The organism is Allobosea sp. FG18 (assembly GCF_057809495.1).
In genome coordinates, this window is the sequence record NZ_JBMDKB010000013.1 from 54,638 (window position 1) to 78,070 (window position 23,433).

The window sequence follows — 23,433 nt, forward strand, 5'->3', positions numbered from 1 at the left end:
ACCGCGTCCGGTCTCAGTTGCCGAACATGGTGGCGAAGCGGGCCTTGTCGGCCTCGGTCGCCTTGACCACGGCCGCAATATCGGAGGCCATGACGTTGATCTTGGTGCCTTCCGGCAGCCAGGACGGGGAGCCGATGCTGGGCTTGGCCGGGATATAGCCCATCCAGAGCGCCAGTTTCTGCCCGTTATCGGAGAGGATGAAGTCGACGAAGGCCTTGGCGGCGGCCTCGTTCTTGGTCGACTTCAGGATGGCGACGGGCTCGGTCACGGCCGGCGCGCCTTCCTTCGGGAAGACGAAATCAATCGGCGAGCCCTGCTTCTTGGCGTTGTAGGCCATGAAGTCGACGAGGACGCCGTAGGACTTCTCGCCGCTGGCGACGGATTTCAGGACGGCGCCATTGCCGCGCACGGCGACGGCCCCGTTGGCCTTAAGCCCCTCGAACAGCTTCCAGCCGAGATCGGGCCTTGCCGTCATGGTCGAGAGCATGATCGCGGCAGCGCCGGAATAGAGCGGGCTCGGCATCGCGATCTGGCCCTTGTAGGCGGGCTTGTCGAGATCGGTCCAGGAGGTCGGCTTCTCCTTGGCGGCGGTGTTGTAGGCGATGCCGGTGGTGATCAGCTTCGAGCCGAAATAGGTCTTGTCGGCGTCGAAGGAGCCGGGCTGGAAGCCGTCGGTCTTGGCACCGGGATAGGCGAGGAGCTGCTTCTGGGCCTTCAGGATCTCCATGCTCGCGGCATCCGCGATCAGCAACACGTCGGCGCCGGGCTGGCCGGCCGAGATCTCGGCGGCGAGCTTGCCCATCACCTCGGTCGTGCCGGAGCGGAAGATGTCGACCTCGATATTGGGATAGGCCTTCTTGAAGGCCGCGACGGTCTGGGTCGCGTCCTTCTCCGGCTGCGAGGTGTAGAGCACGAGCTTGCCCGTGGGGGCCTGCGCGAAGGCGGGCGCGGCGGCAAGCAGGGCGGCGGCAGCGGTCATCATCAGGCCGTGCCGGGCGAAGCGGCGTCGTGTCAGGGTCATGGTCTTGTCTCCTCCGTTGTCGCGATGCCGACCTTTACGCCAAATGCGCCGGTCGATCTTCGTGTCAGATCGTCATCTCGTGCCGGTCATCCGCGGCGCGGCGACCGACGATATCTTCCTTCACAGAAGCAGCTCGGGGTTTTCAAGGGCCTCGCGCAGATCGGCCATGAAACGGGCCGCCGCGACGCCATCGACGATGCGGTGATCCGAGGACAGCGTGAAGTTCGCCATCGGCCTGAGCACGATCTGACCATCGCGCCCGACGGGCTTGTCGACGGTGCGGCCGACCGCGAGGATTGCGCCCTGCGGCGGGTTGATGATCGCGGTGAACGAGTCGACGCCGTACATGCCGAGATTGGAGATGGTGAAGGTGCCGCCGCCGAGCTCGGCCGGGGTCAGCGTGCGCTTCGCCATACCCTCGCGGAGCCTCGCGAATTCGCGGGTCATGGCCGGCATGTCCATGCTGCCGGCATCGCGCAGCACGGGCACGACGAGTTCGCCGTCGCGCTCCATGGCGATGCCGATATCGATGCGCTCGTGGAAGCGGGTAGCCTCGCCCTCGGTGGAGGCGTTGATCACCGGGTGATCGCGCAGGATGCGGGCGGCGACGCGGGCGATCAGGACGGTGAGGCTGGGCTTGGGCGCGCCGGTGCGTTCGTGACGTTTGGTGAGGCGGCCGAGCAGGTCGCGGGCGGCGCTCATCTCGATCTCGGATGTCAGATAGAAATGCGGCGCGGTGCGCATGCTCTCGGAGAGCCGGTTCGCGACGATGCGGCGGATCGCGGAGAAGGGTTGCAGGCGACCTTCGGAGGCATTCGCCGATGGAGCCGGTGCGGGGCGCACTTCCTGTGCGGGAGCGCAGCGCGGCCGCTGCTCCAGATGGCGCTTCACGTCGGCCTCACTGACGCGTCCGCGCGGGCCAGTGCCGGCCACGGTCTTGAGGTCGAGGCCGTTCTGACGGGCGATGCGGCGGGCGAGCGGGGTCGCGCGCAGGCCGGACGAGGTCGGTGCGACCGCAATCGCTGGCGCGGCCGGCGCCTCGGTCTTCGAAAGGGATGTGGCAGCCGCCACGGTAGCCGCAGCGGCTGCCGGCTCGGACGGTGTGGTGGCGGCCTCACCGTCGAGGTAGATCCACGCAACGGGTGTTCCGACCGAGATCGGCACGCCGGTCTCGGCCTTGATGTTTCGGATCGCGCCTGTGGCGGGGGCCTCGACCTCCATCACGGCCTTGTTGGTGCCGATCTCGAAGATGGTGTCGCCCTGACGGACCTGGTCGCCTTCCTTGACATGCCAGGCCTCGATCGTGCCCGTCTCCATGTCCATGTCGACCTTGGGAAGGATGACCTCGATGGGCATCAGGCTTCCCCGCGGCGGACGAGATTGGTGGCGGCGGTGACGATGTCGTCCTCCTGCGGGACGGCCGCCTTCTCCAGAACCGGATTGTAGGGGATCGGCGCATCCGCGCCGCCGAGCCGGATGATCGGCGCATCGAGGAAGTCGAAAACCTCGCTCTCGGCTATCATCGCCGAAATCTCGGCGCCGATGCCCATGGTCTTCACGCCCTCGTAGACGACCAGCAGGCGATGCGTCTTGCGCACGCTCTCGGCGATGGTGATGAAGTCGATCGGGCGGATCGAGCGCAGGTCGATCACCTCAGCCGAGATGCCGTCGCTGGCCAGGCGCTCGGCCGCGGCCTCGGCCTTGCGAGCCATGATCGAGGAGCCGACGATGGTGACGTCCGTGCCCTCGCGGCGGATCGCGGCCTGGCCGATCGGCACGCGATAGGCCTCGGCCGGGACATGGCCCTTGGTCTTGTAGAGCAGCTTGTGCTCGAAGATCAGCACGGGGTTGGGGTCGTCGATCGCCGCGAGCAGCATGCCCTTGGCGTCGTGCGGCGTGCTCGGCTGCAGCACCTTCAGGCCCGGCACATGGGCGAACCAGGCTTCGAGGCTCTGACTGTGCTGGGCGGCGGCACCCGTGCCCGAGCCGCCGGGCAGGCGCACGACCATCGGGACGCTCGCCTTGCCGCCGAACATGAAGCGGATCTTGGCCGCCTGGTTGACGAGCTGCTCCATCGCGAGCGTGACGAAATCCGAGAACTGGATCTCCAGCACCGGGCGCATGCCGGTGATCGCGGCGCCGACCGCGGCCCCGGCAATGCCGAGCTCGCTGATCGGCGTGTCGATCACGCGCTCCGTGCCGAAGCGATGGACGAGATCGCCGGAAACGCCGAAGGCGCCGCCATAGACGCCGACATCCTCGCCGAACAGGAAGACGCGCTCGTCGGCCTCCATCGCCTGACCGAGCGCCTCGCGCACGGCCTCGGCGTAGGAGAGTTCGCGGATCTCGCTCACGGCTTCGAGCGTGTCAGAGAGCATAGACGTCACGGGTCAGGTCTTTCGGATCGGGGTCCGGGCAGGCGCGGGCGAACTCGACGGCGGCGTCGATGTCGCGCTGGGCATCCTCTTCGAGCTTCATCAGCGCGGCCGCGTCGAAGCGGTCATGTGCCTTGAGTTCGTCCTCGAGCCGCCGGATCGGGTCCTGGTTGCGCCATTCCTCGATCTCTTCCTTGGAGCGGTAGAGATTGCGGTCGCTCTTGGAATGGCCGCGCCAGCGATAGGTCTTGCACTCGATCAGCGAGGGGCCTTCCCCGGAGCGGGCGCGCGCGATCGCGATCTTCGCGACGGCCGCGACGCCGGCGAGATCGTTGCCGTCGAGGCAATGGCCGGGCATGCCATAGGCCGCCGCGCGGTCGGCGACGTTTGCCACCGCCATGGCGCGGCCGATATCCATCGACATGCCGTATTTGTTGTTCTCGCAGACGAAGACGACCGGCAGCTTCCAGATCGAGGCCATGTTCAGCGCCTCGTGGAAGGCGCCCTCGTTCGAAGCGCCGTCGCCGAAGAAGACCATGCAGACCCGGCCGTTCTTCTGCGCCTTGATGCTCATGCCGACGCCGACCGCGATCGGCAGGCCGCCACCGACGATGCCGTTGGCGCCGAGATTGCCACCCTCGACATCGGCGATATGCATCGAGCCGCCGCGGCCCTTGCAGTAGCCGGTCTCCTTGCCGAAGAATTCCGCGAACATCAGCTTCGGCTCGGCGCCGCGGGCGATGCAGTGGCCATGGCCGCGATGGGTCGAGAGGATGTAGTCATGGGCTTCGAGCGGCAGCGTCGTGCCGACGGCGCTCGCCTCCTGCCCGATCGAGAGATGCATCGTGCCGTGGATCAGGCCGCGCATGTAGCTCGCCTCGGCCGCCTCCTCGAACTTGCGGATCAGGTGCATGCGGGTCAGCGCCTGCGCCACCGTCGTATCGTCGAGGGCGGCGAGCTCGGGCCGCTGGTTCGGCTTCTGGTCAGCGCTCATGCCTGGGCTCCGGAGGTCAGCGCGGCGATCATCGCGTCCTGGGCGCGGCGCACCTCGACGATCTTCAGCCGTTCGTCGGGGGTGGCGTCGGCCAGCGTGATCAGCTCGCCCTTGCGGACGGGGCGGGTCATGGTCGCGCCCTGGGCGAGGCCGATCGGCAGGGCCTTGCGCGCCTGTGCATCGGCGCGGGAGAGAGCGAAGCCGCGATAGCCGTATTCGCCGATGGCATCGAGCGTCTCGCCGGCGGCGAGATCGCGCTTGGCGACGCAGCCGACCTCGGAGGTCGGCACCGGCAGCGGGCGCATATGGCTCTGGTTGAAGATCGTCGCGGCGGCGGCCGAGAGCGGCACTTCCAGGCTCGTCAGGTGATAGGGCCGGAAGAAGGAATAATAGGGACCGGGGCCGAGATGCAGGTCGCTCATCCGCTCGCGGACGCGGGGATGGCGCATCTCGGCGACGGCGAAGACGCCGGGCGCGACGCCCTTGGCAACGGAGAAATCGACGACGCCCTTCTGCGAGAGCAGGCCGCCTTCCTCCTTCGGGCAGAAATAGTTCTGCAACTCGTCCTTCGGCGCGGCCGGGCCGTGCATGCCGGGGATATCCGGCACGAAGCCGCAGGCATTGGCGATGGCGACCATCTCGACCATCGTCTTCGAGCCATCGACGAATTCGACGAGCATGCGCGGGTTCATGTTCCGGCGCGTGGCTTCCTCGACATAATCGGCCGGGACGGCGTCGATGCGGAACGGGTTGTTCTTGCCCTTGCCGGCGGCGACCACCGGATAGCCCATGGCGCGGACGAAATTGATCAGCTCCATCGCGGCGGCGGGCTCGTCGCCGGCGCCGAGCGTGTAGACGACGCCCGCCTTCGCCGCCTCGACCGCGAGATAGGAGCCGATGGTGATGTCGGCCTCGACATTCATCATCACAATATGCTTGCGCGCGGCGATGGCCGTCAGCGCGACGCGCGAACCGGCCTCGGGATTGCCGGTGGCGTCGATGATGACGTCGACATGGGGCGAGCGGCAGATCAGGTCGAGCGAGGTCGTGGCGGCGATGCGGCCCTTGCGGCGGGCGCCATCGAGCCCGGCCTCGTCGGAGACATTGTCGACCTCGCCCTTGCGCCCGGCGAGCGCGGCGGCCTCCGAAACGCGATCCGGCGCGATATCGGCGACCGCGGCGATCTCGATGCCGGTCATCTGCGAAATCTGGACGACGATGTCGGTGCCCATCTGGCCGGCGCCGATCAGGCCGACGCGGACCGGCTTGCCGGCCTTGGCACGCATTTCGAGAGCTTCGGCCAGGGACAGGCCGGCGACGGGCGCGCCCAAAGGCGGCTGCGGCTGGATCGCGGCCATCGTTATGTCACTCCCTAGGACATATGTTCTTATATAGGAACAAAAGAACATGTCATTCGTCCTGTCAAGCGCACAGATGTTCAAACGGGTTGCCTTGGACCTCGCGATGCGGTGATGCTGGTGCAAGTGCCCGAGGCGGTGCGGCAGGGAGCGCTCGTGGAAGACGCATTCGGAGCAGGACAGATCCAGGGCGAGGTGCCGGTCGCGGAGGCGAAAGTCCGGGCTGCATGGCTCTACTATGTCGAGGGCCTGACCCAGGAGCAGATCGCCGAGGCGCTGGGGCTGAGCCGGATCAAGGTGATCCGCATGCTCGCGGCGGCGCGCTCCGAAGGGCTGGTCAAGATCAGGATCGATGCGCGCTCGGCCCGGCAGGCGGGTCTTGAGCGCGGCCTCGTCACCGCCTTCGGCCTGAAGGAGGCGGTGGTGGTGCCGGCGGCGCGCGATGCGGCCAGCGTATCGGCGCTCGTCGGCTATGCCGCCGGCCTCTGGCTCTCGGACAAGCTGACCGACAACATGTCACTGGCCGTCGGCTGGGGGCAGACCTTGCATCTGGCGCTCCGGGGCATGCAGCCGCGTCAGGTCGAGGCGATGTCGGTGGTCTCGCTATTGGGCGGCCTCACCCATTCGCGCAGTATCAATCCTTCGGCGGTGGCGCGCCGCGTCGCCGACATGTTCGGGGCCGACTGCTTCCAGTTGACGGCGCCGGTCTTCGTCTCGAACGCCGAAATCCGCGATGCCCTCTGGCGCGAGCCGAGCTTGCGGGACCTGCTCGACCGGGCACGGGCGGCGGATGTCGCGCTGGTCAGCGTCGGCGATCTCGTGCCGGATTCGACGCTGTTCCGTGAGGGGCTCCTGCCGCAATCGGATCTGGCGGGCCTGAAGGAGGCCGGAGCGGTCGGCGATCTCGTCTGCCATTTCATCGATGCCGAGGGCGAGCTGGTGGACCATCCGGTGAACCGGCGTATCATGGCGGTGAGCCCGGCCGATCTCAGGGGCATCGGCCTCGTCGCGATCGCGGCCGGCGGTGCCCATAAGGAACATGCGATCCGCGCGGCCTTGCGGGCGAGCGCGGCGAAGGTGCTGATCACAGATGAAGGCGCTGCGGAGGCCCTGCTGGCCGGCAGTGCGAGGGCGACAGAGGGAGCCGAACGGGAGACACGCCATGGCCAATAATTTCGAGCAGTTCGCGCGCAACTCCCTGCAGTTCCGGCCCTCCGATATCCGCCTGATGCTGGAGCGGGTGCATTCCCATGTCGTGAAGCCGCGCATGTCGGCCGAAGAGCTGCTCAAGGTCGTGCAGGGCCTCGGCTTCAAGACGGTCGAGGCCTTCGGCGACCAGATCGGGCTGGAGCGGCGGACCTCCGAGAGCTGGGCGCGCTACGGATTGTCGCGCGACGCGGCGCAATTGCTGCTGGCCCTCTTGAACTACCGCCAGCGCCTGCTCGACGCGATGGACGATTTCGAAAAGACGACCCAGATCCCGCTGGACGGCTTCTTCGAGAACCAGCAGCTGCCGTAACGCTCTTCGGACTGCACGGGATTATCGCGGGTCATCCCGGGCGGAGCGTAGCGGAGACCCGGGATCCATTCCTGAACCTCCAAGGGAAGCGCTCCGACATGGATCCCGGATCGGCGCCGCTTCGCGGCTTGTCCGGGATGACGGCGCGTTTCCGTCGCAAACTGCTCAGCGGCAAAAATCGGCGCAGCCGGCTTCCCAGAATGCTTTGCCGGATTCAAGCGCCGGCACGGAGGGGCGCGGCTTGCGGCCGGGCAGGTCGGCGGGGACCGGCTTGACCTGCTCCCACCAGCCATGGGCGCATTGCGAGCGGAAGGCCATCTGGTCGGAGATCGAGGTGCCCTCCTGCTCCAGCACCGCATCGAGCGTGGCGCAGGTTTCGCGCAGGCGCGTGTCATGGGCATCGCTCGGATCATTGGCGTAGTCATGGAAGGCCGCGGTGAAGGTCTCCATCTCGCGGGCGATATGCGGCCAGTCGCTGCGCCCGAGATTCCAGGCGTCCATCCATTCGCGCACGACCGTCTCGACAGCCTCGGCCTTCGGCTTGTCCTTGACCTTGCGGGCGGTGGTCAGCATGTGGCGCATCAGTTCGGCGCGGGCATGGGCATGGCGGGCGCGTAAGGCTGCCTCCTGCATCTGCGCGATGGCTTCCGCCGCTTCCTGCTGCAGCGCTTCGACGAAATGCGGCATGGTCTGGTCTCTCAAGGCAGCGTGGCGAGGCGTTCGATCATCCGCTCGAACAGGTCATGGGCCTTCACGGCGGAGACGACATGGGCGTTGGGTACGCGCTTGAGACGACCGTTCCAGTCGATGGTCGTGCGCCCGCGCAAGGGGCCGTCGCCGGTCTCGACCGCGACGAAGCAGTCGCGGCCCTCGAACAAGTCCGGCCAGAGCAGGAAGGCGATGACGCAGGGGTCGTGCATCGGATGGCCGTTCGAGCCGAGCCCGCCGGGGCGTGGACGTGTCAGCATGCCGTGAACGGCCTTGCCCGCCGCGTTGCCGAGCGCGCCGATGCGGGCGATCTGATCATGGTTGGCGATGGCCTGGAGCGTGACGCCGAGGCCGAACATCACGATCGGCCGGCCGCAATCGAACACGACCGCTGCGGCATGCGGGTCGACATAGGTGTTGAACTCGGCGGCAGGCGTGATGTTGCCGAGGCCGATGGCGCCGCCCATCAGTACGATGCGTTTGACCTTCGGCAGGATGTCCGGCGCCAGCCGGAAGGCGAGGGCGAGATTGGTCAGCGGCCCGAGCGGGCAGAGCGTGATGCCCTCCGCAGGCGCTGCACGGCAGATATCGATGATCGCCTGCACGGCATGGCCGGGTGCCGCCTCGCTTTTCGGTGGGGGCAGATCGGCTCCAGCGAGCCCATCCGGGCCGCAGACGAATTCCGCGGTTTCGAGAGCGAAGACCAGCGGACCTTCGGCGCCGCGATGGACGGGGATGTCGTCGCGGCTGGCGAGGTCGCGGATGCGCAGGGCATTCGCGGTGGTCTGCGCGACCGGGACATTGCCGGCGACCGTGGTGATCGCCCTGAGATCGATCCGCTCGGCGCTGGCGAAGGCGAGCAGCAGGGCGACGGCGTCGTCCTGGCCGGGATCGGTATCGATGACGATGGCTTCGCGCATCGCTTCAGGCTGCCTTGGCGTTGCCGGCCATGATCATATGGGCGATGTCGTCGGCAGTGAGATCGCCGAGCGGCCGGTCCACGTATTTGCGGCCCGCGCCCATGATCACGACGCGATCTGCCAACGCCACGACGTCGCGCATGTTGTGGCTGATCAGGATGACGGTGCGCCCATCCGCCTTGAGCTTGCGGATGAGGTCGAGGACGAGCGCGCTTTCCTTGACGCCGAGCGCGGCGGTGGGCTCGTCCATGATGATGATCTCGGCGTTCCAGCGCAGTGCGCGCGAGATCGCGACCGCCTGACGCTGGCCGCCGGAGAGGCGCTCGACCGGCCGCGTCATGTCGGTGACCGCGGCGGAGAGCTGAGAGAGATAGCGCTGCGATTCCGCGATCATCTTCTTCTTGTCGAGGATGCGCAGGAAGGGCAGCAGGACAGGCTTGGTCAATTCCGAGCCCATGAAGACGTTCTGGGCGATGGAGAGGCGCGGCGCCAGCGCGAGGTCCTGGTAGATCGTCGCGACGCCGTTCTCCAGCGCGTCATGCGGCGAGGCGAAGGTGACCGGCTTGCCGCGCAGGCTGATCGTGCCGCTGGTCGCTTCCTCGGCGCCGGAGATCACCTTAATCAGGCTCGACTTCCCGGCGCCGTTGTCGCCGCAGAGCGCCACGACCTCGCCCTTGAAGATGTCGAGATCGACATCGCGGACGGCGACGACCGGGCCATAGGCCTTGCCTATGCCGCGCAGCGAGAGGAGGGGGGTGGGAGAGGTCGTTAAGGTCATGGCCTCAATGCTCGTCATGGGCCCGAATGGCTGGCGCTGCCGTCATGCTCGCCCTTGTGGCGAGCATCCACGTCTTGAACACCGCCCTCGAACGACGAAGGCGTGGATGGTCGGGACAGGCCCGACCATGACGCGGGAAGCACGCCTCACTTCTTCAGGAACTGCTGGACGTTGTTCTTGTCGACCAGCACGGCTTCCGTGAAGAGATAGGGGCCGGAGGTGATGCTCTCCTTCGGCTTCTTGTCGACGACGATCGCCTGGATCGCATCGACCGCCTGCTTGCCCATCTCGTCGAAGGGCACGGCGACGGTCGCCATGAAGGTCGAGTTCGGATCGGCGATGCGCTCGTAGCTCTCCTTGCCGCCATCGACCGAGACCAGCGGGATCTGGCCCTTCTTCACGCCCTGGGCCTGCAGCAGGTCGTCGATGATATAGGCCTGGCCGTCGAACGAGGCCCAGATGCCATTGATCTTGCCCTGGTTCTGCAGGAGCAGCGCCTGCATGCCGGCGCGGACATCGTCGCGCCAGCTCTGGGTGCGCGCCATCGAGAACTTGCCGAGCTCCTTCACCGCCTGGTTCTCGGCGAGGACGGCGTCGAGCAGGCGGCCGCGGATGCGCGAGGCGACGTTGAGGTCGAAGCGGGCCGAGACGATGTTGCCCTGGTAGCCGAGCTGGCCGAGCAGGTAGAGCGCGGCATCGGCGCCGACCTTGTATTCGTTGGTCTGGATGTCGAAGAGCGCATGCGGGCTCGAACCCGACTGCACGGTGATGACCGGGATCTTGGCGTCCTTCGCCGCCTTGAACTGGGCATCGGCCTCGACCGGCTTGCCCATGGCGATGATGATGGCGTCGACCTTCTTGGCGATCAGCGCGTCGAACTGCTCGGCATGCTTGGGCAGCGCGCCTTCCGAGTTCAGCAGCGTGACGTTCCAGCCCTTGGCCTTGGCGGCGGCGGCCGCGGCGTTGGCGACGCGCGCATGCGTCTCTGATGTAAACTGGAAACCGATGATGCCGAGCTCGAAGGCGCTCGCGGACTGGCCGAGCGCGACTAGCGCGGCGGCGGCCACCAGCATTTTCCTGAAACCGAACATGAAACCCACTCCCCTCATTCCGATCGTTGTCGTTGAACCTAAACCTTGAACGCCGCCTTCTTCATCGCGCTGGCCGAGAAGGCGACCGAGCCGATGATGATGACGCCGAGCACGATGTCCTGGATGTAATAGGGCGCGCCCATCAGCACCAAGCCGTTGCCGAGCACCTTGAGCACCAGCGCCGCAAAGACCGTGCCGGGGATGTTGGGCTTGCCGGGCTCGAACATGGTCATGCCGAGCAGGACGGCGGCGATGGCATAGAGCAGGTAATCGCCCGCCATGTTCGGCGCGGCCGAGGAGAGGTTGGCAGCGAGCAGCATGGCCATCAGGCCGGCGAAGACGCCGGAGAGCAAAAGGCCGATGCGCTTCATCCGGGCCGTGGCGATGCCGGCGAGCCGCGCCGCCTCGTCCGCCTCGCCGGTCGCGACCATATGTGCGCCGGTCCGCGTCCATTTGACGAGGCCATAGGCGAAGAGCGTCGCGCCCGCCATCCAGAGCACGAGATTGGGGATGCCGAAGGAGTAGCCGCGGGCGAGCCCGGTGAAGCCGACCGGCCAGCGCCCAACGAAGGCGACCCCTTGCGTGATCATGAAGGCGAAGCCCTTGGCGATGGCCGCGGTGCCGAGTGTCATGATCAGCGAGGGGATGCGCAGCACGGTGACGCCGTAGCCGTTCAGCGCGCCCAGCACGATGCCGACGCCAAGGGCAGCCGATACCGCGACGGCCGGCGGATATTGCGCATGGACCAGCCAGCCGCAGACGACCGCCGCGAGGCTTGCCATCTCCGCGACGGAGAGGTCGAGCTCGGCCACGGTGAAGGCCAGCGCGAAGCCGAGAGCGAGGATGGCCAGGAAGCTCGTATCCTTCAGCACGTTGATGATGTTCATCGTGCTGGCGAAGTTCGGCGCGAAGATGAGGAAGAACAGGATCAGCGCGAGGCCGGCGAGCGCCGTGCCGTAGCGTCCGATCAGTTCGCGCGGGTCGATGCGGCCCAAGCTCAGCGTTCCTTCTTCGCGATCATATGCGCGCCGGCGTCCGGCTTCGAATCGTCGGCATGATCAGTCCTTTACGTCGCGCTTTCCCGGTTGGCGAGGCCGGGCAACGCGGCCGTGTCCTGCGCCAGCGCGACGAGATCGGCCGAGATCGGGGCCAGCGCCGCTTCGCTCTGCCGGTAGAGGGCGTAGAGTGCGTTATAGGCCGGGCGGCGCGCCGGGGCGGGCTCGTAGCGGCGGGCGATCGAAACAAGCGTGCCCTGCGCGGCTTCCAGCGAGGCGAAGCGGCCAAGCCCCGTCCAGGCGATGATCGCGGCGCCGAGCAGGCCGGGTTCCCTGGCCGTGCCGACTGCAATCGGGCGGCCGCAGATATCGGCCTTGACCTGCGCCCAGACCGGATTGGCGGCAGCGCCACCGCCGAAGCGGATCTCGTTGACGCGGTTGCCGAGCGCGCCTTCCGCCCGCTCCAGCACGAGGCGGTTTTGGCAGGCGACGCCTTCGAGCACGGCATAGGCGAGATCGGTCGGGCCATGCTGGCGGCCGAGCCCGATGAAGGCGCCGCGCAGGTTCGGGTCCCAATAGGGCACGCGCTCGCCCTGCAGATAGGGCAGGAAAAGCAGCGGCTGCGGATGACGTGGACCGGCAAGGAGTCGCTCGATGGTCTCGCCGACGGGGCCGGTGTTGCCGAGCAGGCCGGCGAGCCAGGCGGCTGTGTCGGCGCCGTTCTGGCTGGGGCCGCCGAGATGCCAGAGGCCGCGCCAATCGACGGAGATCAGCCCCTCGGCTTCGGCCTGATCGGGCCCGAGCACGCCGAGCACTTCGGTGGTGCCGGAGATGTTGTAGGCATAGCCTGATCGAAGGGCACCGAGCCCCGCCACCGCCGCCCAGGTATCGTTGCAACCGCAGAAGACGGGCACGCCGGCGAGCCTGTCGAAGGGTGTGGGCAGACCGGCGCGGACGGAGGCGACGATCTCAGTGGGTTCGAGGATCGTGGGGATCACGCCCGGCGGCAGCCCAATGGCATCAAATCCCGAGCGGCCATCGGCGTTCTCGGTGCAGGCAATCAATCGCGCGAGCGAGACCGGGTCGCTCGCGCGCCGGCTGGTCAGGCAAAAGTTCAGGTAGTCCTTGGGCTCAAGCACGCAAGCGAGCGCGCGGGCGTTCTCAGGCTCGTTTTCGGCCAACCAGGCGAGGCGCGCGAGCGGGTGGAAGGCGTTGATGCGGGGGGCTTCCGGATGATCGGCCAGCGCCTCGCGCAAGCGGGAGGCGATTCCGTCGGAACGTGCATCCTTCCAGGTCATGGCGGGGCGTAGTTCCTGCCCGTCATGCTCGAGAAAGACCTGTGTCCGGGTGACGCCGCAGATCGCGATGCCCTGGACGCTTGCGAACGGCTCCGGCGCTTGTTCGGCGAGCTTGCCGGCTGCTTCCAGCAGTTGCGCCCACCACGCCGTGGCCGCGACTTCCGAGCGGTCGAGATGGTCGTGCAGGGCCGGGCCGGGCACCGTATGCTCGGCCAATGTCGTTCCGCGATCGTCGATCAGCGCGGCGCGGAAGCTGCTGCCGCCGAGATCACAGGCGAGGACGACGTTTATCGGAGACATTTGGATAGCAACATACGCGTCATTCCGGACAAGCCGCGAAGCGGCGCCGATCCGGAATCCATCATAGGGCTCCGCGCTCTACGATGGATTCCGGGGCCAGCCCGGAATGACGGCGTTTCATCATCGGCAACACATCCAAATCATCTCGAAGTCAAGAAACCGATCGCGTCACCCCTGCCGTGCAGCTTTCAGGATGTCGTCGACGAGCCTCTGCGAGGCCAGCGCCTCCTCACCGGTGACGATGGGGTCGCGGCCCTGCTCGATCGCATCGAGGAAATCAGCGATGACGGCGCGGTGGGCGTCATGCGGGAAATCCATGATGTTGGCGCCGCTGCCGGTCGAGCCCTCCGCCTCGACGATCTCCTCGCGCCCGTCGAGATAGGCGAGGCGCAGGCGCCCGCCGATCAGGGCGGCGAAGCCCTTGGTGCCGGTGATCTCGATGCGTTCGGGGTAGCCGGGATAGGCGGCGGTGGTCGTCACCAGCGTGGCGGGGGCGCCGTTGCCGGTTTCGAGGAGGGCGGAGACGTAGTCCTCGGTTTCCATGCGGTGAAGGGCGGTGGTGCGGGCCTGTGCTGCGACGACCCTGGAAACTCCGACGAGCGAGCGGAACAGGTCCAGCGAATGGATCGCCTGCGTCAGCAGCACACCGCCGCCATCGCGCTTGAGCGTGCCTCGGCCGGGTTCGTCATAGTAGCTCTGCGGGCGCCACCACGGCACGGAAAGGAAGGCAGCTTCGATCGTGCCGAGCTCGCCGGATTCGAGCGCTGCCTTCAGGCGCAGGCTCGCCGGGCGGAAGCGGTGCTGCAGGGTCACACCGAAGGTCTTAGCCGTCCGGCGAGCCGTATCGACGAGGCGCTGGCCGCGCTCACTGGTCAGCTCCAGCGGCTTCTCGACCAGAACATGCTTGCCGGCTTCAAGGCAGAGTGCGGAGACGTCGAGATGGCTCGACGGGGGCGTCAGTACGATGCAGGCATCGACCGCCGGATCGGCCAGAACGGCGTCGAGATCGGTCGTGGTCGGGAAGGGGAACTGCGCGGCATAGGCCTTGGCGCGATCCGGTGTGCGGCTGACCGTCCAGCGCGTCTCGGCGCGACCAGCGAGGTCGAGCAGGCTTTTCGAATGCGGCAGGGAAGCGGGGCCGAGCCCGATCACGGCGATGCCGAGCTTGCGTGTCATGTCAGACGTTCCCCATCTTCATTCAATCATTCCACCGTGGTCATCCCGGACAAGCGACGAAGCCGCGCCGATCCGGGATCCATGCCGGAGCGTTTCCGGCAGAGGTTCAGGCATGGATCCCGGGTCTCCCTGCGGTCGCCCGGGATGACAGCGTTCAGGTTGCTTGTGGGCGCGCCGGCAGCCAGGCTGCCTTGGCCTGCGCTTCCAGCGCGAGCCGGCAGACAGTGAAGGCGTGGCGCTGGCTCATCGCGGTTTCGCTGCGGGCGGCGATATCGGCGACCAGATTGCGGAAATAGGTCAGGGGCTCGCCGGCGGCATTGCCCGCCCGCATCGCGTGAACAGCCAATGCCGCTAGACGACGGCGACGCCTTCGTTCCGGCCGAAATTGCGTTGCATCATCAGCGCCTGCTCGTGATAGACCTCCTCCGGCTTCGGCAGGTGCTTGGCGTGGGACTTCCAGACATCGACCCAGAGCCCCTGCTGGATGCCGTCCGACATGGCGCCGGGGCCGGTCAGCACGAGGTCGATATCGACGCGGTTGGCCGCCTGCTGGGCCTTGAGCTTGGCCGGCAGTTCCGGCGAGGGCGCGCGCGAGAAATTCAGGCGCGAGATCAGCTTCGGATCGTCTCTGGCGAATTTCTCGATTGCCGTCTGGGTCAGCTGAAGATTGCCGGCGACATCGATGATGTTGAGGGCGACGGGGGCGCTTTGCGCCAGTGCTCCGCCGGCTTTCAACGCAGCGAGGCCGGCCGCTCCGGCCATGACGGTGCGACGTGTCGGGTGGATCATGATCTCTCCCTGGGTTCGGCTCTCTTTTGCGATGCCGTGAGCGGCATCCGGAGCATCCGACTGGGATACTAGTGTACCACATTTCGAGGCGCCAGTGGATTCGACGGCATGGCGGGCACCTTGCTGCGGCATCGGGAGCCGCTTGATTCAGGTCTGTTCGAGCAGGAGCGCTTCGGTCGCGCGGCTGAGTAAAGGCGCGGCGGCGCCGTGAATTTCATAGAGATGGCTGGCGGGCACGCCGGCGAGATCGGGCACGGCGAAGCCCTCCATGGTGCCTTCCGCCCGGAACAGGGTGTTGAACCGGGCCCAGAGCTGCGGGTTGGCGGAGAAGGGGCCGCTGATGGCGATGCGGGCCGGGAAGAGCATGCGGCAGGCGTTGGCGAGCGTGCGGGCGAGCAGTTCGGTCGCCATTTCGACCTCCGGCAAGGCGAGCAGGTCGAGGCCGGCGAGCTGCCGGGCCAGGCGGACCTCGTCCTGGTCGAGATCGGGCCAATGCCGGCGCAGAGCCGGGAGCAGGGACCAGAGCGCGGCGCCGGTTTCGAGGCAGGCGGTGTTGCCGCAGCCGCAGCGGCGCCCGCACAGCGCCGCGAGCCGCCAATGGCCGATCTCACCGAAGGAGCCGGTCGGCGCGAAGGGTTCGCCGTCGACCGCATAGGCGAGACCAACGCCCCAGCCCCAATGCAGCAGGATCGTCCCGCCTGCGAAACTCTCGGGCTCGCGGGCGGCACGGGCACGCAATTCGGCGTCGAGATTACGGCAGATCGTGATGGGGCCGGCCACGGGTTCGAGCACGGAGGCGATGTCGAGCCCGCGCATGCGCGGCCAGCGTGAGGCTAACAGCCACTGGCCCTGCTTCAGGTCGATCAGCCCGGAGAGCGAGACGGCTGTGCCGGCATGGCTCATGCCCGGCGGCATCGCGTCAAGGAGATCGCGCGCCAGTTCGGCCATGACCGCCGCGATCGCTGCATTGTCGGCATCGCCGGCAATCGGGCGTCGGCGCTCGGCGACGAGATGGCCGTTGAGGTCGACCAGCGCGCCGGAGAGCGACTGGCTGGAGACATAGATCACGGAAGCGCCGATACGGCGGGTATGGGCGACGAGGATCGCTGGCGGCCTGCCGCGACCGCTTGCCTCACTGAGCGCCTCGATGACGAGGCGGCGCGCGATGAGGTCGCCGACAACCCGCGAGACGCTGGTCGAGCGCAACTGCAGGATGCGGCCGATATCGGCGCGCGAATGCGCTTCGCCATTCAGGATCAGCCGATAGATCCGGGCGCAGTCCCGGTCATGGGCAAGCGCGAGGCGGGTTTCGTCGAGCGTCAGCAGGGACAAGGCGGGCTCTATTCAGAACGGTTGCGTTCAAAATTAATCGTTGCGTTTCGGACAAAGCTTCATAAGCTCGTTTCCAGAATATCGGAAATTTTCTGGCGCAAAAGGTTCAAAATTCGATGATCGAGATGCATCTCGCCTCCGACAAGGACGAGCTCGGCCGGCAGGCGGCGGCGCTTGGCGCGCAGGCGATCCGGGACGAGCTCGCCCGCCATGGCGCGGCGACGATCATCGTGGCGACCGGCGCCAGCCAGTTCGAGATGTTGAACCATCTCGTCGTGGCCGAGGGCATCGACTGGTCGAAGGTCACGGCCTTCCATCTCGACGAATATGTCGGCCTGCCCGAGAGCCATCCGGCGAGCTTCCGGCGTTATCTGCGCGAGCGCTTCATGGCCCCGCTGAAGAATGCGCCGAGCTTCATTCCGGTCGATGGCGAGGGCGATCCCGCGGCGGCCGTGAAACAGCTTAACCAGCAGATCGCCGGCAAGCGCATCGCGGTCTGCTTTGCGGGCTTCGGCGAGAACTGCCATCTCGCCTTCAACGATCCGCCGGCCGACTTCGACACGGAAGAGCCCTATCTGGTCGTGAATCTCGACGATGCCTGCCGGCAACAGCAATTCGGCGAGGGCTGGTTCCCGAGCTTCGACGCGGTGCCGCAGCAGGCGATCTCGATGAGCATCCGCCAGATTCTGAAGAGCGAGCTGATCATCCTCTCCGTCTCCGACACCCGCAAGGCCGCGGCGACCAAGGCGGCGCTGGAAGGGCCGGTGAGCAATCTGGCACCCGCCTCGATCCTGCAGACTCACAAGCGCACCGTGCTGTTCATCGATCCGCCGGCCGCCTCCCTGCTCAACCGGAAGGGCTGACCCATGCAGACGCCCGGTCTCATCGATCTCCAGGTGAACGGCTTCGCCGGGCTGGATTTCAACTCCGGCACGGTGACAGCGGCCGAACTCGACCGGGCGCTGGAGGCGATGCTGGCGACGGGCGTCACCACCTGCCTGCCGACCATCATCACCGCCCATCCGCATGAGCTGGAAGAGCGCTTCCGCGCGCTCGATGCGGCGGTGAAGGGCAGCCGGCTCGGGCCGCTGATGTGCCCGGGCTATCATCTCGAAGGGCCGTTCCTGAATCCGTCGGCCGGTTATTGCGGCTGCCATCCGCCGGAAGCCATGACGGCGGCCACCGCAGACCTGATCGCGCATCTTGAAGGACTGTTGTCGCGGCCGATCCTGATGGTGACGCTGGCGCCGGAGATCGCGGGCGGCATCGCGCTCGCCGGTGCGTTGGCGCGTATGGGCAAGGTCGTCGCCATCGGCCATTCCGCCGCTGATTTCGACGTTGTCGCCGCCGCCGCCGATGTCGGGGTGACGCTCTCGACCCATCTCGGCAACGGCCTGCCGCAGGATCTGCCCAAGCTGTCGAACGCGCTCTTCGCGCAGCTTGGCGAGGATCGCCTGATGGCCGGCTTCATCGCCGACGGCATCCATCTGCCGCCGAAGGCGCTGAAGAGCCTGATCCGGGCCAAGGGTTTCGAACGCTCGATCCTCGTCACCGATGCGGTGGTGGCAGCCGGCGCCGTACCCGGCCGCTACAGCTTCGCCGGGATGCCGGTCGAACTCCGGGTCGACGGATCGGTCTATCAGGTCAATGGAAGCTCGCTGGCGGGCTCGGCCCTCAAGCTCGACGACGCCGTCCGCAATGTCGTCGCCTGGGGGATTGCGACGCCCCAGGAGGCGGTCGCGATGGCCTCGACCCATGCGCTGGCCTGCATCGCCGATGCACTGGCCGGTGCCGGCATCACCTTGCCGGAGAGCGCGATCGAATGGTCGCCGGATCTCCGGGTTCGCAGCGTGCGCGTCGGCAACGAGCGCCGCGACTTCGCCGCCGAGGCGGCAGCCTGAAGACGTCATCAACCAAAGAAAAGGGGAGAAGCATGAGTGAATTTTCGAAAGGCGTGGATCGCCGCACCGTCCTGGGCGGGCTCGGCGCGCTGACGCTCGGTGGCACCGGAGCGCGTGCGGCCGTGCCGGCGCTGCCCTCGGCGCCGGTCGGCATCAACATCATCGATGTCGGCGGTGCGCTGGCCCTGATGCAGCAGGCCTTCGACGACTACCGCGCCAACAACCCCAAGCTGGTCTCGCGCATCACCTATGTGAAGGCGCCGGCGCCGGAGCTGGCGAGCAAGATCAAGGCGCAGCAGGATGCCGGCCGTTCCGATCTCGACCTCGTCCTGACCGGCTCGGACGGGCTCGCGGCCGGTCTCGAGCAGAATCTCTGGCTCAAGATCTTCCCGGATTTCGCCGAGAAATTCCCGAACATCGAGCAGAACTACGAGCCGGCGGCGCTCAACCTGCACAAGGTCCAGGGCGCGGGCTTCGGCACGGTGGTGAACTACTACCCGTCCGGGCCGCTGCTCGAATACATGCCCGCACGCGTCAAGCAGGTGCCGACCACGGCCGAGGAACTGCTTGCCTGGGCCAAGGCCAACCCGAACAAGTTCATGTATGCGCGCCCGACCAATTCGGGACCGGGCCGCACCTTCATGATGGGCCTGCCCTATATCCTCGGCGACAAGGATCCGCAGGACCCGGTCAATGGCTGGGACAAGACCTGGGCCTACCTGCAGGAGATCGGCGAGTACATCGAGTACTACCCGGCCGGTACCGGCGCGACGATGAAGGAGTTCGGCGACGGCTCGCGCGACATCATCATCTCGACCACGGGTTGGGACATCAACCCGCGCGCGCTCGGCATCGTGCCGAAGGAAGCGAAGATCCAGACGCTGAAGGGCTTCCACTGGGTCTCGGACGCCTTCTTCATGTGCGTGCCGAAGGGCATCCCGAACGACCGCCTCGCCGTCGTGCTCGACATCATGGCGCATGTGCTGACGCCGAAGATGCAGGCCTATTCCTATGACGAGGGCTATCTCTATCCGGGCCCGGCAGTGAAGGACGTGCCGCTCTCGCTGGCGCCGAAGCGCAGCCAGGAGGTGATCGCGGAGTTCGGCCGGCCCGAATATGCCGACCTCATCGCGAAGAACCCGATCGAGCTGCCGCTGAAGCCCGACAAGATGGTCGTCGCCTTCCGCAAATGGGACGAGCTGGTCGGCGCCAAGCGCAAGCGCTGATCGACAAAGCCACCTCTTCGCTCCGCCCTGCGGCGGAGCGAAAGAAAGGCCCGGAAGCCATCACGCTGTGCCGCCGCCGAGGATGGGTTCCGGGCCTCTTTGTTTCGCCTCTCAGCCGACGATCGCCTTGTCGTTTTCGGTTCGTCTCCAGAAGAGCCTCACCCCACCCTCGCTTGTGCTTTCCAGTCCTGGGACGGCTGCGAGGAGTTTCTGTGTGTAGGGGTGTTTTGGGTTGTCGAAGATGTCGTCGCGTGGTCCTTCCTCGACGATCTTGCCGTCCTGCATGACGATGACGCGGTCGGCGACCTGCTCGACCACGCCGAGATCGTGGCTGATGAACAGGCAGGAGAAGCCGTGCTTCTTCTGGAGTTCGTCGAAGAGCTCGAGCACCTGCGCCCGCACCGTGACGTCGAGCGCCGAGACCGGCTCGTCGGCGATGACGAAGCTCGGCCGGCGCACGATCGCGCGGGCGATCGCGATGCGCTGGCGCTGCCCGCCCGAGAGCTCGTGCGGATAGCGCTCGGCGAAGCCGTCGCTTAAGCCCACTTCGGTGAGCACCTCCGCGACGCGCGCCTTGCGGTCGGCCGGGCTCATGTCGGGGACGAGCCTGAGCGGTTCCGCCACGAGCTGCCCTATGGTCATGCGCGGATCGAGCGAGGAGTAGGGGTCCTGGAAGACCATCTGGCAGTTCAGCCGGTAGTCCCAGTAGGCTGTCTCGCTCTTGGCGATCGGCTTGCCGTTGAAGCGGATCTCGCCGCCGGCCGGCTTGACGAGGCCCGCGATCGACTGGCCGAGCGTGGTCTTGCCCGAGCCCGAGCCGCCGACCACCGCGACGACCTCGCCCGGCTGAACGTCGAGGCTGATGCCGTGCAGGGCGCGCTTCGCCTCACCCTTGCGGAAGAAGCCCTGCCGGCCGGGATATTCGACGACGAGGTCGCGGACCGCGACGATCGGCGTCTTCGCCTCCGGGACCAGCCGCGCCGGCAGTCGGTGCGGCATCGCCGAGAGCAGCTTGCGGGTATAGGGGTGCCGCGGCCGGGCCAGGATGTCGTCGCTCAGGCCCTGCTCGACCACGTCGCCCTGGCACATCACGACGATGCGGCTGCAATAGCGCGCGACCATGCCGAGATCATGCGAGATCAGCAGCACGGCAGTGTCGTTGGCCTGGGTCAGCTCGACCATCAGCTCCATGACGTCGCGCTGGACGACGGCGTCGAGTGCGGTGGTCGGCTCGTCCGCCAGCAGCAAAGCCGGCTTCAGCAACATCACCGAGGCCAGCATGATGCGCTGGCGCATGCCGCCGGAGAACTGGTGCGGATAGGCGGTGAGCGCGCCTTCCGGATCGCGCAGGCCCACGCTCCTGAGCATGTCGAGGATCAGCGCCCGGCGCTGGCCTGCATCGAGCTTGCGGTGCAGCGCCAGCCCCTCGTCGAGCTGGCGCCCGATCAGCATCGAGGGGTTGAGCGAGGTCATCGGCTCCTGGAAGACCATGCCGACCTTGGAGCCGCGCATGGCGCGCAGGTCCTTCGGGCTCATCGCCATGACGTCCTGGCCGTCGAAGCGGATCGTGCCGCCGTCGAGCCGCACCGCCGGCGGGATGAAGCCCATCACGGTACGGGCCGCGAGCGTTTTCCCTGAGCCGGATTCGCCGACGATGCCGACGATCTCGCCGGGATAGACCTGGAAGGAGACGTCGTTGACCACGGTCCGGCCGGAGCCGCCGATCTTCAGCGTGAGACCGGAGACATCGAGGAGAGGCGCTATCTTGGTCATCGCGAGCCCCTCATCCGCGGGTCGAGCCGGTCGCGCACGGCGTCGCCGAGCAGGTTGATGCCGAGCAGGGTCAGCGAGATGCACAGGCCCGGGAAGATGCCGAGCCAGACGGCCTGGCCGATATAGGGCCTGGAACCGGCGAGCATGTTGCCCCAGGTCGGGGCCGGCGGCGGCACGCCGAGACCGAGGAAGGAGAGCGCGCTCTCGGCCAGGAGCACATAGCCGAACATCGAGGTCGCCAGCACGGTCAGCGGCGCGATGCAGTTCGGCAGGATGTGGCGGGCCATGGTGAAGCCCTCGGAGTTGCCCATCACGCGCGAGGCGGCGATGAACTCGCGCTCGCGCAGAGAGAGCACCGTGCCGCGCACGACGCGGGCGACCGACGGCGTGTAGGCGATGCCGAGCGCGACGATGATGCCGTATTTGTTGGCGCCGACCACCGCGAGCAGGCCGAGCGCCAGCAGGATGCCGGGGAAGGCCAGCAGCGCGTCGTTGAAGGCCATGATGATGCGGTCGGTCCAGCCGCGCATATAGCCGGAGAACAGGCCGATCGTGGTGCCCGCGATGACGGCGAGCGTCACCGTCAGGATCGAGATCCAGACCGAGGTTGCGGCGCCCGCCATCAGGCGCGAGAGCACGTCGCGGCCGAACTCGTCGGTGCCGAGCCAGTGCAGCGCGCTGGGCGCCGCCAGCTTCTCGCGGAAGGAGAGCTTGAGCGGATCATAGGGCGTCCAGAGCGCGCCGATGCAGGCTGTCACGAGCAGGATGCCGATCAGCGTGCCGCCGACGATCGCATTGGGGGCGGGGAGCTTCATGCGGCGGGCCTTCTTCACGGAGGCGCCGGTGCTCGGGGTGCTGTTGCTGGTCATGGTGCCGTCGCTGCTCATTGGGCGGTCACCCTTGGATCGAAGACTGGGTAGCAGAGGTCGATGACGAGGTTCACCAGGACATAGGTGAAGGCGACGAAGAGCATGCAGCCCTGGATGACCGGATAGTCGCGGGCGAAGATCGCATCGACCAGCAGGCGGCCCAGGCCGGGGATGGTGAAGACCGTTTCCACGACCGCGATGCCGCCGAGCAGGTTGCCGAGCACGAGGCCGATCAGCGTCCAGGTCGGGCCGAAGGCGTTCTTGAAGGCGTGGCGCCAGAGCACGGCGCCCTCCGACAGGCCCTTGGCGCGGGCATGGGTGATGTAGTCGAGCCGGAGCACTTCCAGCGTTGAGGCCCGCGCCATGCGCAGGATCACGCCGATCTCGTGCAGGAACAGCGTCAGGATCGGCATGACCAGATAGAGGATGCCGGCCCAGGGGTTCTCCGCGATCGAGACATAGCCGACCACCGGCAGCCATTCGAGCTTGAGCCCGAAGAACAGCAGCAGCAGGAGACCCAGCCAGAAGGTCGGGATCGAGAGCAGGAGCGTCGCAGTCGCGACGAGGCTGAGGTCGAGCGCGGAATCCTGCTTCCAGGCGGCGATGACGCCGGCCGGCACCGCGACGCAGCTCGCCAGCAGCACCGCGACCAGCACGATCTGGGCCGAGACCCAGAAGCGCTGCAGGATCAGCGGCAGCACCGCCTGCTGCGACGAGATCGACTGGCCGAAATCGCCGCTCACGACATTGCCGATCCAGATGCCGAACTGCACCGGCAGCGACTGGTCGAGACCCAGACGCGCGCGCAGGTCGGCCAGGCTCGCGGGCGTCGCCAGGTCACCCAGCATCAACTGGGCCGGATCGCCCGGAATCAACCGGATCAGGACAAACACCGACACCGCAACGATCAGCAGCGTCGGCAAGGCCATCGCGATCCGCGTCAGCGCAAACCGAAACATCAAAGGCCCTCCCAAGCCTCAGGAACAAAAACCGGCCCCGCCGTGAGGCGA

At 67.1% G+C, this 23,433-nt stretch carries 23 protein-coding genes; 5 read left to right on the forward strand and 18 right to left on the reverse strand.

Features of this window, described 5'->3' with window-relative positions; translation table 11 throughout:
• Positions 1-13: 13 nt before the first annotated feature.
• The 5 genes from ACODTJ_RS15490 to ACODTJ_RS15510 form a co-directional block, all read right to left on the reverse strand.
• Positions 14-1,021, reverse strand: coding sequence for an ABC transporter substrate-binding protein (locus tag ACODTJ_RS15490; RefSeq protein ID WP_454654554.1), 1,008 nt, complete (start codon positions 1,019-1,021; stop codon positions 14-16).
• A gap of 120 nt (positions 1,022-1,141) precedes the next feature.
• Positions 1,142-2,377, reverse strand: a complete 1,236-nt coding sequence (locus ACODTJ_RS15495; RefSeq protein ID WP_454654556.1) for a dihydrolipoamide acetyltransferase family protein — start codon at positions 2,375-2,377, stop codon at positions 1,142-1,144.
• Positions 2,377-3,399 (reverse strand): alpha-ketoacid dehydrogenase subunit beta, encoded by a 1,023-nt coding sequence (locus ACODTJ_RS15500; RefSeq protein WP_454658919.1) that lies wholly within the window; start codon positions 3,397-3,399, stop codon positions 2,377-2,379. The genes ACODTJ_RS15495 and ACODTJ_RS15500 overlap by 1 nt, the downstream gene beginning before the upstream one ends.
• Positions 3,389-4,390: a thiamine pyrophosphate-dependent dehydrogenase E1 component subunit alpha gene (locus ACODTJ_RS15505; RefSeq protein ID WP_454654557.1), complete on the reverse strand. Its 1,002-nt coding sequence runs from the start codon at positions 4,388-4,390 to the stop codon at positions 3,389-3,391. Before ACODTJ_RS15505 ends, ACODTJ_RS15500 begins: the two co-directional genes overlap by 11 nt.
• Positions 4,387-5,748, reverse strand: a complete 1,362-nt coding sequence (locus ACODTJ_RS15510) for an NAD(P)H-dependent oxidoreductase (protein ID WP_454654558.1) — start codon at positions 5,746-5,748, stop codon at positions 4,387-4,389. Before ACODTJ_RS15510 ends, ACODTJ_RS15505 begins: the two co-directional genes overlap by 4 nt.
• A 156-nt stretch (positions 5,749-5,904) precedes the next feature.
• On the opposite strand from ACODTJ_RS15510, the gene ACODTJ_RS15515 reads away from it, so the two are divergent.
• On the forward strand, positions 5,905-6,921 hold the full coding sequence (locus ACODTJ_RS15515; RefSeq protein ID WP_454654559.1) for a sugar-binding transcriptional regulator: 1,017 nt from the start codon (positions 5,905-5,907) through the stop codon (positions 6,919-6,921).
• Positions 6,911-7,267 (forward strand): hypothetical protein, encoded by a 357-nt coding sequence (locus ACODTJ_RS15520; RefSeq protein WP_454654560.1) that lies wholly within the window; start codon positions 6,911-6,913, stop codon positions 7,265-7,267. Before ACODTJ_RS15515 ends, ACODTJ_RS15520 begins: the two co-directional genes overlap by 11 nt.
• Positions 7,268-7,432: 165 nt before the next feature.
• On the opposite strand, the gene ACODTJ_RS15525 is transcribed toward ACODTJ_RS15520, so the two are convergent.
• From ACODTJ_RS15525 to ACODTJ_RS15570, 10 genes are all read right to left on the reverse strand, one after another.
• Positions 7,433-7,954, reverse strand: coding sequence for a hypothetical protein (locus ACODTJ_RS15525; protein ID WP_454654561.1), 522 nt, complete (start codon positions 7,952-7,954; stop codon positions 7,433-7,435).
• 11 nt (positions 7,955-7,965) lie between these two features.
• Positions 7,966-8,895: a nucleoside hydrolase gene (locus ACODTJ_RS15530; RefSeq protein WP_454654562.1), complete on the reverse strand. Its 930-nt coding sequence runs from the start codon at positions 8,893-8,895 to the stop codon at positions 7,966-7,968.
• Positions 8,896-8,899: 4 nt separating this feature from the next.
• Positions 8,900-9,673 (reverse strand): ATP-binding cassette domain-containing protein, encoded by a 774-nt coding sequence (locus ACODTJ_RS15535; protein WP_454654563.1) that lies wholly within the window; start codon positions 9,671-9,673, stop codon positions 8,900-8,902.
• Between the two features lie 146 nt (positions 9,674-9,819).
• Positions 9,820-10,764 (reverse strand): sugar ABC transporter substrate-binding protein, encoded by a 945-nt coding sequence (locus ACODTJ_RS15540; protein ID WP_336810227.1) that lies wholly within the window; start codon positions 10,762-10,764, stop codon positions 9,820-9,822.
• 38 nt (positions 10,765-10,802) lie between these two features.
• Entirely contained in the window at positions 10,803-11,759 is a 957-nt protein-coding gene (locus ACODTJ_RS15545; protein WP_454654565.1) for an ABC transporter permease, read from the reverse strand.
• 71 nt (positions 11,760-11,830) lie between these two features.
• Positions 11,831-13,357 (reverse strand): xylulokinase, encoded by a 1,527-nt coding sequence (locus ACODTJ_RS15550; RefSeq protein WP_454654566.1) that lies wholly within the window; start codon positions 13,355-13,357, stop codon positions 11,831-11,833.
• Between the two features lie 168 nt (positions 13,358-13,525).
• A complete protein-coding gene (locus ACODTJ_RS15555) occupies positions 13,526-14,533 on the reverse strand; it encodes a Gfo/Idh/MocA family protein (RefSeq protein ID WP_454654567.1) in 1,008 nt (335 codons plus the stop codon).
• A 154-nt stretch (positions 14,534-14,687) separates the two neighbouring features.
• Positions 14,688-14,864 carry a hypothetical protein gene (locus ACODTJ_RS15560; protein ID WP_454654568.1) on the reverse strand — a complete coding sequence of 59 codons (177 nt, stop codon included), beginning with the start codon at positions 14,862-14,864 and terminating at the stop codon, positions 14,688-14,690.
• Between the two features lie 20 nt (positions 14,865-14,884).
• Positions 14,885-15,322 carry a hypothetical protein gene (locus tag ACODTJ_RS15565; RefSeq protein ID WP_454654569.1) on the reverse strand — a complete coding sequence of 146 codons (438 nt, stop codon included), beginning with the start codon at positions 15,320-15,322 and terminating at the stop codon, positions 14,885-14,887.
• 147 nt (positions 15,323-15,469) lie between these two features.
• Positions 15,470-16,654: an ROK family protein gene (locus tag ACODTJ_RS15570; protein ID WP_454654571.1), complete on the reverse strand. Its 1,185-nt coding sequence runs from the start codon at positions 16,652-16,654 to the stop codon at positions 15,470-15,472.
• A 116-nt stretch (positions 16,655-16,770) separates the two neighbouring features.
• Between ACODTJ_RS15570 and ACODTJ_RS15575 the strand changes: the two genes are divergently transcribed.
• The 3 genes from ACODTJ_RS15575 to ACODTJ_RS15585 are packed head-to-tail and all read left to right on the forward strand — an operon-like array spanning position 16,771 to position 19,781.
• Positions 16,771-17,517 carry a glucosamine-6-phosphate deaminase gene (locus tag ACODTJ_RS15575; protein WP_454654573.1) on the forward strand — a complete coding sequence of 249 codons (747 nt, stop codon included), beginning with the start codon at positions 16,771-16,773 and terminating at the stop codon, positions 17,515-17,517.
• 3 nt (positions 17,518-17,520) lie between these two features.
• Positions 17,521-18,555 carry an N-acetylglucosamine-6-phosphate deacetylase gene (locus ACODTJ_RS15580; protein ID WP_454654574.1) on the forward strand — a complete coding sequence of 345 codons (1,035 nt, stop codon included), beginning with the start codon at positions 17,521-17,523 and terminating at the stop codon, positions 18,553-18,555.
• A gap of 32 nt (positions 18,556-18,587) precedes the next feature.
• A complete protein-coding gene (locus ACODTJ_RS15585; protein ID WP_454654575.1) occupies positions 18,588-19,781 on the forward strand; it encodes an extracellular solute-binding protein in 1,194 nt (397 codons plus the stop codon).
• 111 nt (positions 19,782-19,892) lie between these two features.
• Here ACODTJ_RS15585 and ACODTJ_RS15590 read toward each other — a convergent pair whose 3' ends face one another.
• From ACODTJ_RS15590 to ACODTJ_RS15600, 3 genes are all read right to left on the reverse strand, one after another.
• Positions 19,893-21,554, reverse strand: coding sequence for an ABC transporter ATP-binding protein (locus ACODTJ_RS15590; RefSeq protein WP_488849314.1), 1,662 nt, complete (start codon positions 21,552-21,554; stop codon positions 19,893-19,895).
• Positions 21,551-22,369 (reverse strand): ABC transporter permease, encoded by an 819-nt coding sequence (locus ACODTJ_RS15595; protein WP_454658920.1) that lies wholly within the window; start codon positions 22,367-22,369, stop codon positions 21,551-21,553. Before ACODTJ_RS15595 ends, ACODTJ_RS15590 begins: the two co-directional genes overlap by 4 nt.
• Before the next feature lie 68 nt (positions 22,370-22,437).
• Entirely contained in the window at positions 22,438-23,382 is a 945-nt protein-coding gene (locus tag ACODTJ_RS15600) for an ABC transporter permease (protein WP_454654578.1), read from the reverse strand.
• Positions 23,383-23,433 lie beyond the last annotated feature (51 nt).

Bases quoted from the DNA above. Each gene is read 5' to 3' on its own strand.
- ACODTJ_RS15490 (WP_454654554.1), bottom strand. From the start codon at position 1,021: ATGACCCTGACACGACGCCGCTTCGCCCGGCACGGCCTGATGATGACC.
- ACODTJ_RS15540 (WP_336810227.1), bottom strand. From the start codon at position 10,764: ATGTTCGGTTTCAGGAAAATGCTGGTGGCCGCCGCCGCGCTAGTCGCG.
- ACODTJ_RS15585 (WP_454654575.1), top strand. From the start codon at position 18,588: ATGAGTGAATTTTCGAAAGGCGTGGATCGCCGCACCGTCCTGGGCGGG.
- ACODTJ_RS15590 (WP_488849314.1), bottom strand. From the start codon at position 21,554: ATGACCAAGATAGCGCCTCTCCTCGATGTCTCCGGTCTCACGCTGAAG.
- ACODTJ_RS15530 (WP_454654562.1), bottom strand. From the start codon at position 8,895: ATGCGCGAAGCCATCGTCATCGATACCGATCCCGGCCAGGACGACGCC.
- ACODTJ_RS15500 (WP_454658919.1), bottom strand. From the start codon at position 3,399: ATGCTCTCTGACACGCTCGAAGCCGTGAGCGAGATCCGCGAACTCTCC.
- ACODTJ_RS15510 (WP_454654558.1), bottom strand. From the start codon at position 5,748: ATGGCCGCGATCCAGCCGCAGCCGCCTTTGGGCGCGCCCGTCGCCGGC.
- ACODTJ_RS15580 (WP_454654574.1), top strand. From the start codon at position 17,521: ATGCAGACGCCCGGTCTCATCGATCTCCAGGTGAACGGCTTCGCCGGG.
- ACODTJ_RS15525 (WP_454654561.1), bottom strand. From the start codon at position 7,954: ATGCCGCATTTCGTCGAAGCGCTGCAGCAGGAAGCGGCGGAAGCCATC.
- ACODTJ_RS15550 (WP_454654566.1), bottom strand. From the start codon at position 13,357: ATGTCTCCGATAAACGTCGTCCTCGCCTGTGATCTCGGCGGCAGCAGC.
- ACODTJ_RS15595 (WP_454658920.1), bottom strand. From the start codon at position 22,369: ATGAAGCTCCCCGCCCCCAATGCGATCGTCGGCGGCACGCTGATCGGC.
- ACODTJ_RS15555 (WP_454654567.1), bottom strand. From the start codon at position 14,533: ATGACACGCAAGCTCGGCATCGCCGTGATCGGGCTCGGCCCCGCTTCC.
- ACODTJ_RS15520 (WP_454654560.1), top strand. From the start codon at position 6,911: ATGGCCAATAATTTCGAGCAGTTCGCGCGCAACTCCCTGCAGTTCCGG.
- ACODTJ_RS15600 (WP_454654578.1), bottom strand. From the start codon at position 23,382: ATGTTTCGGTTTGCGCTGACGCGGATCGCGATGGCCTTGCCGACGCTG.
- ACODTJ_RS15505 (WP_454654557.1), bottom strand. From the start codon at position 4,390: ATGAGCGCTGACCAGAAGCCGAACCAGCGGCCCGAGCTCGCCGCCCTC.
- ACODTJ_RS15560 (WP_454654568.1), bottom strand. From the start codon at position 14,864: ATGCGGGCGGGCAATGCCGCCGGCGAGCCCCTGACCTATTTCCGCAAT.
- ACODTJ_RS15575 (WP_454654573.1), top strand. From the start codon at position 16,771: ATGATCGAGATGCATCTCGCCTCCGACAAGGACGAGCTCGGCCGGCAG.
- ACODTJ_RS15535 (WP_454654563.1), bottom strand. From the start codon at position 9,673: ATGACCTTAACGACCTCTCCCACCCCCCTCCTCTCGCTGCGCGGCATA.
- ACODTJ_RS15495 (WP_454654556.1), bottom strand. From the start codon at position 2,377: ATGCCCATCGAGGTCATCCTTCCCAAGGTCGACATGGACATGGAGACG.
- ACODTJ_RS15565 (WP_454654569.1), bottom strand. From the start codon at position 15,322: ATGATCCACCCGACACGTCGCACCGTCATGGCCGGAGCGGCCGGCCTC.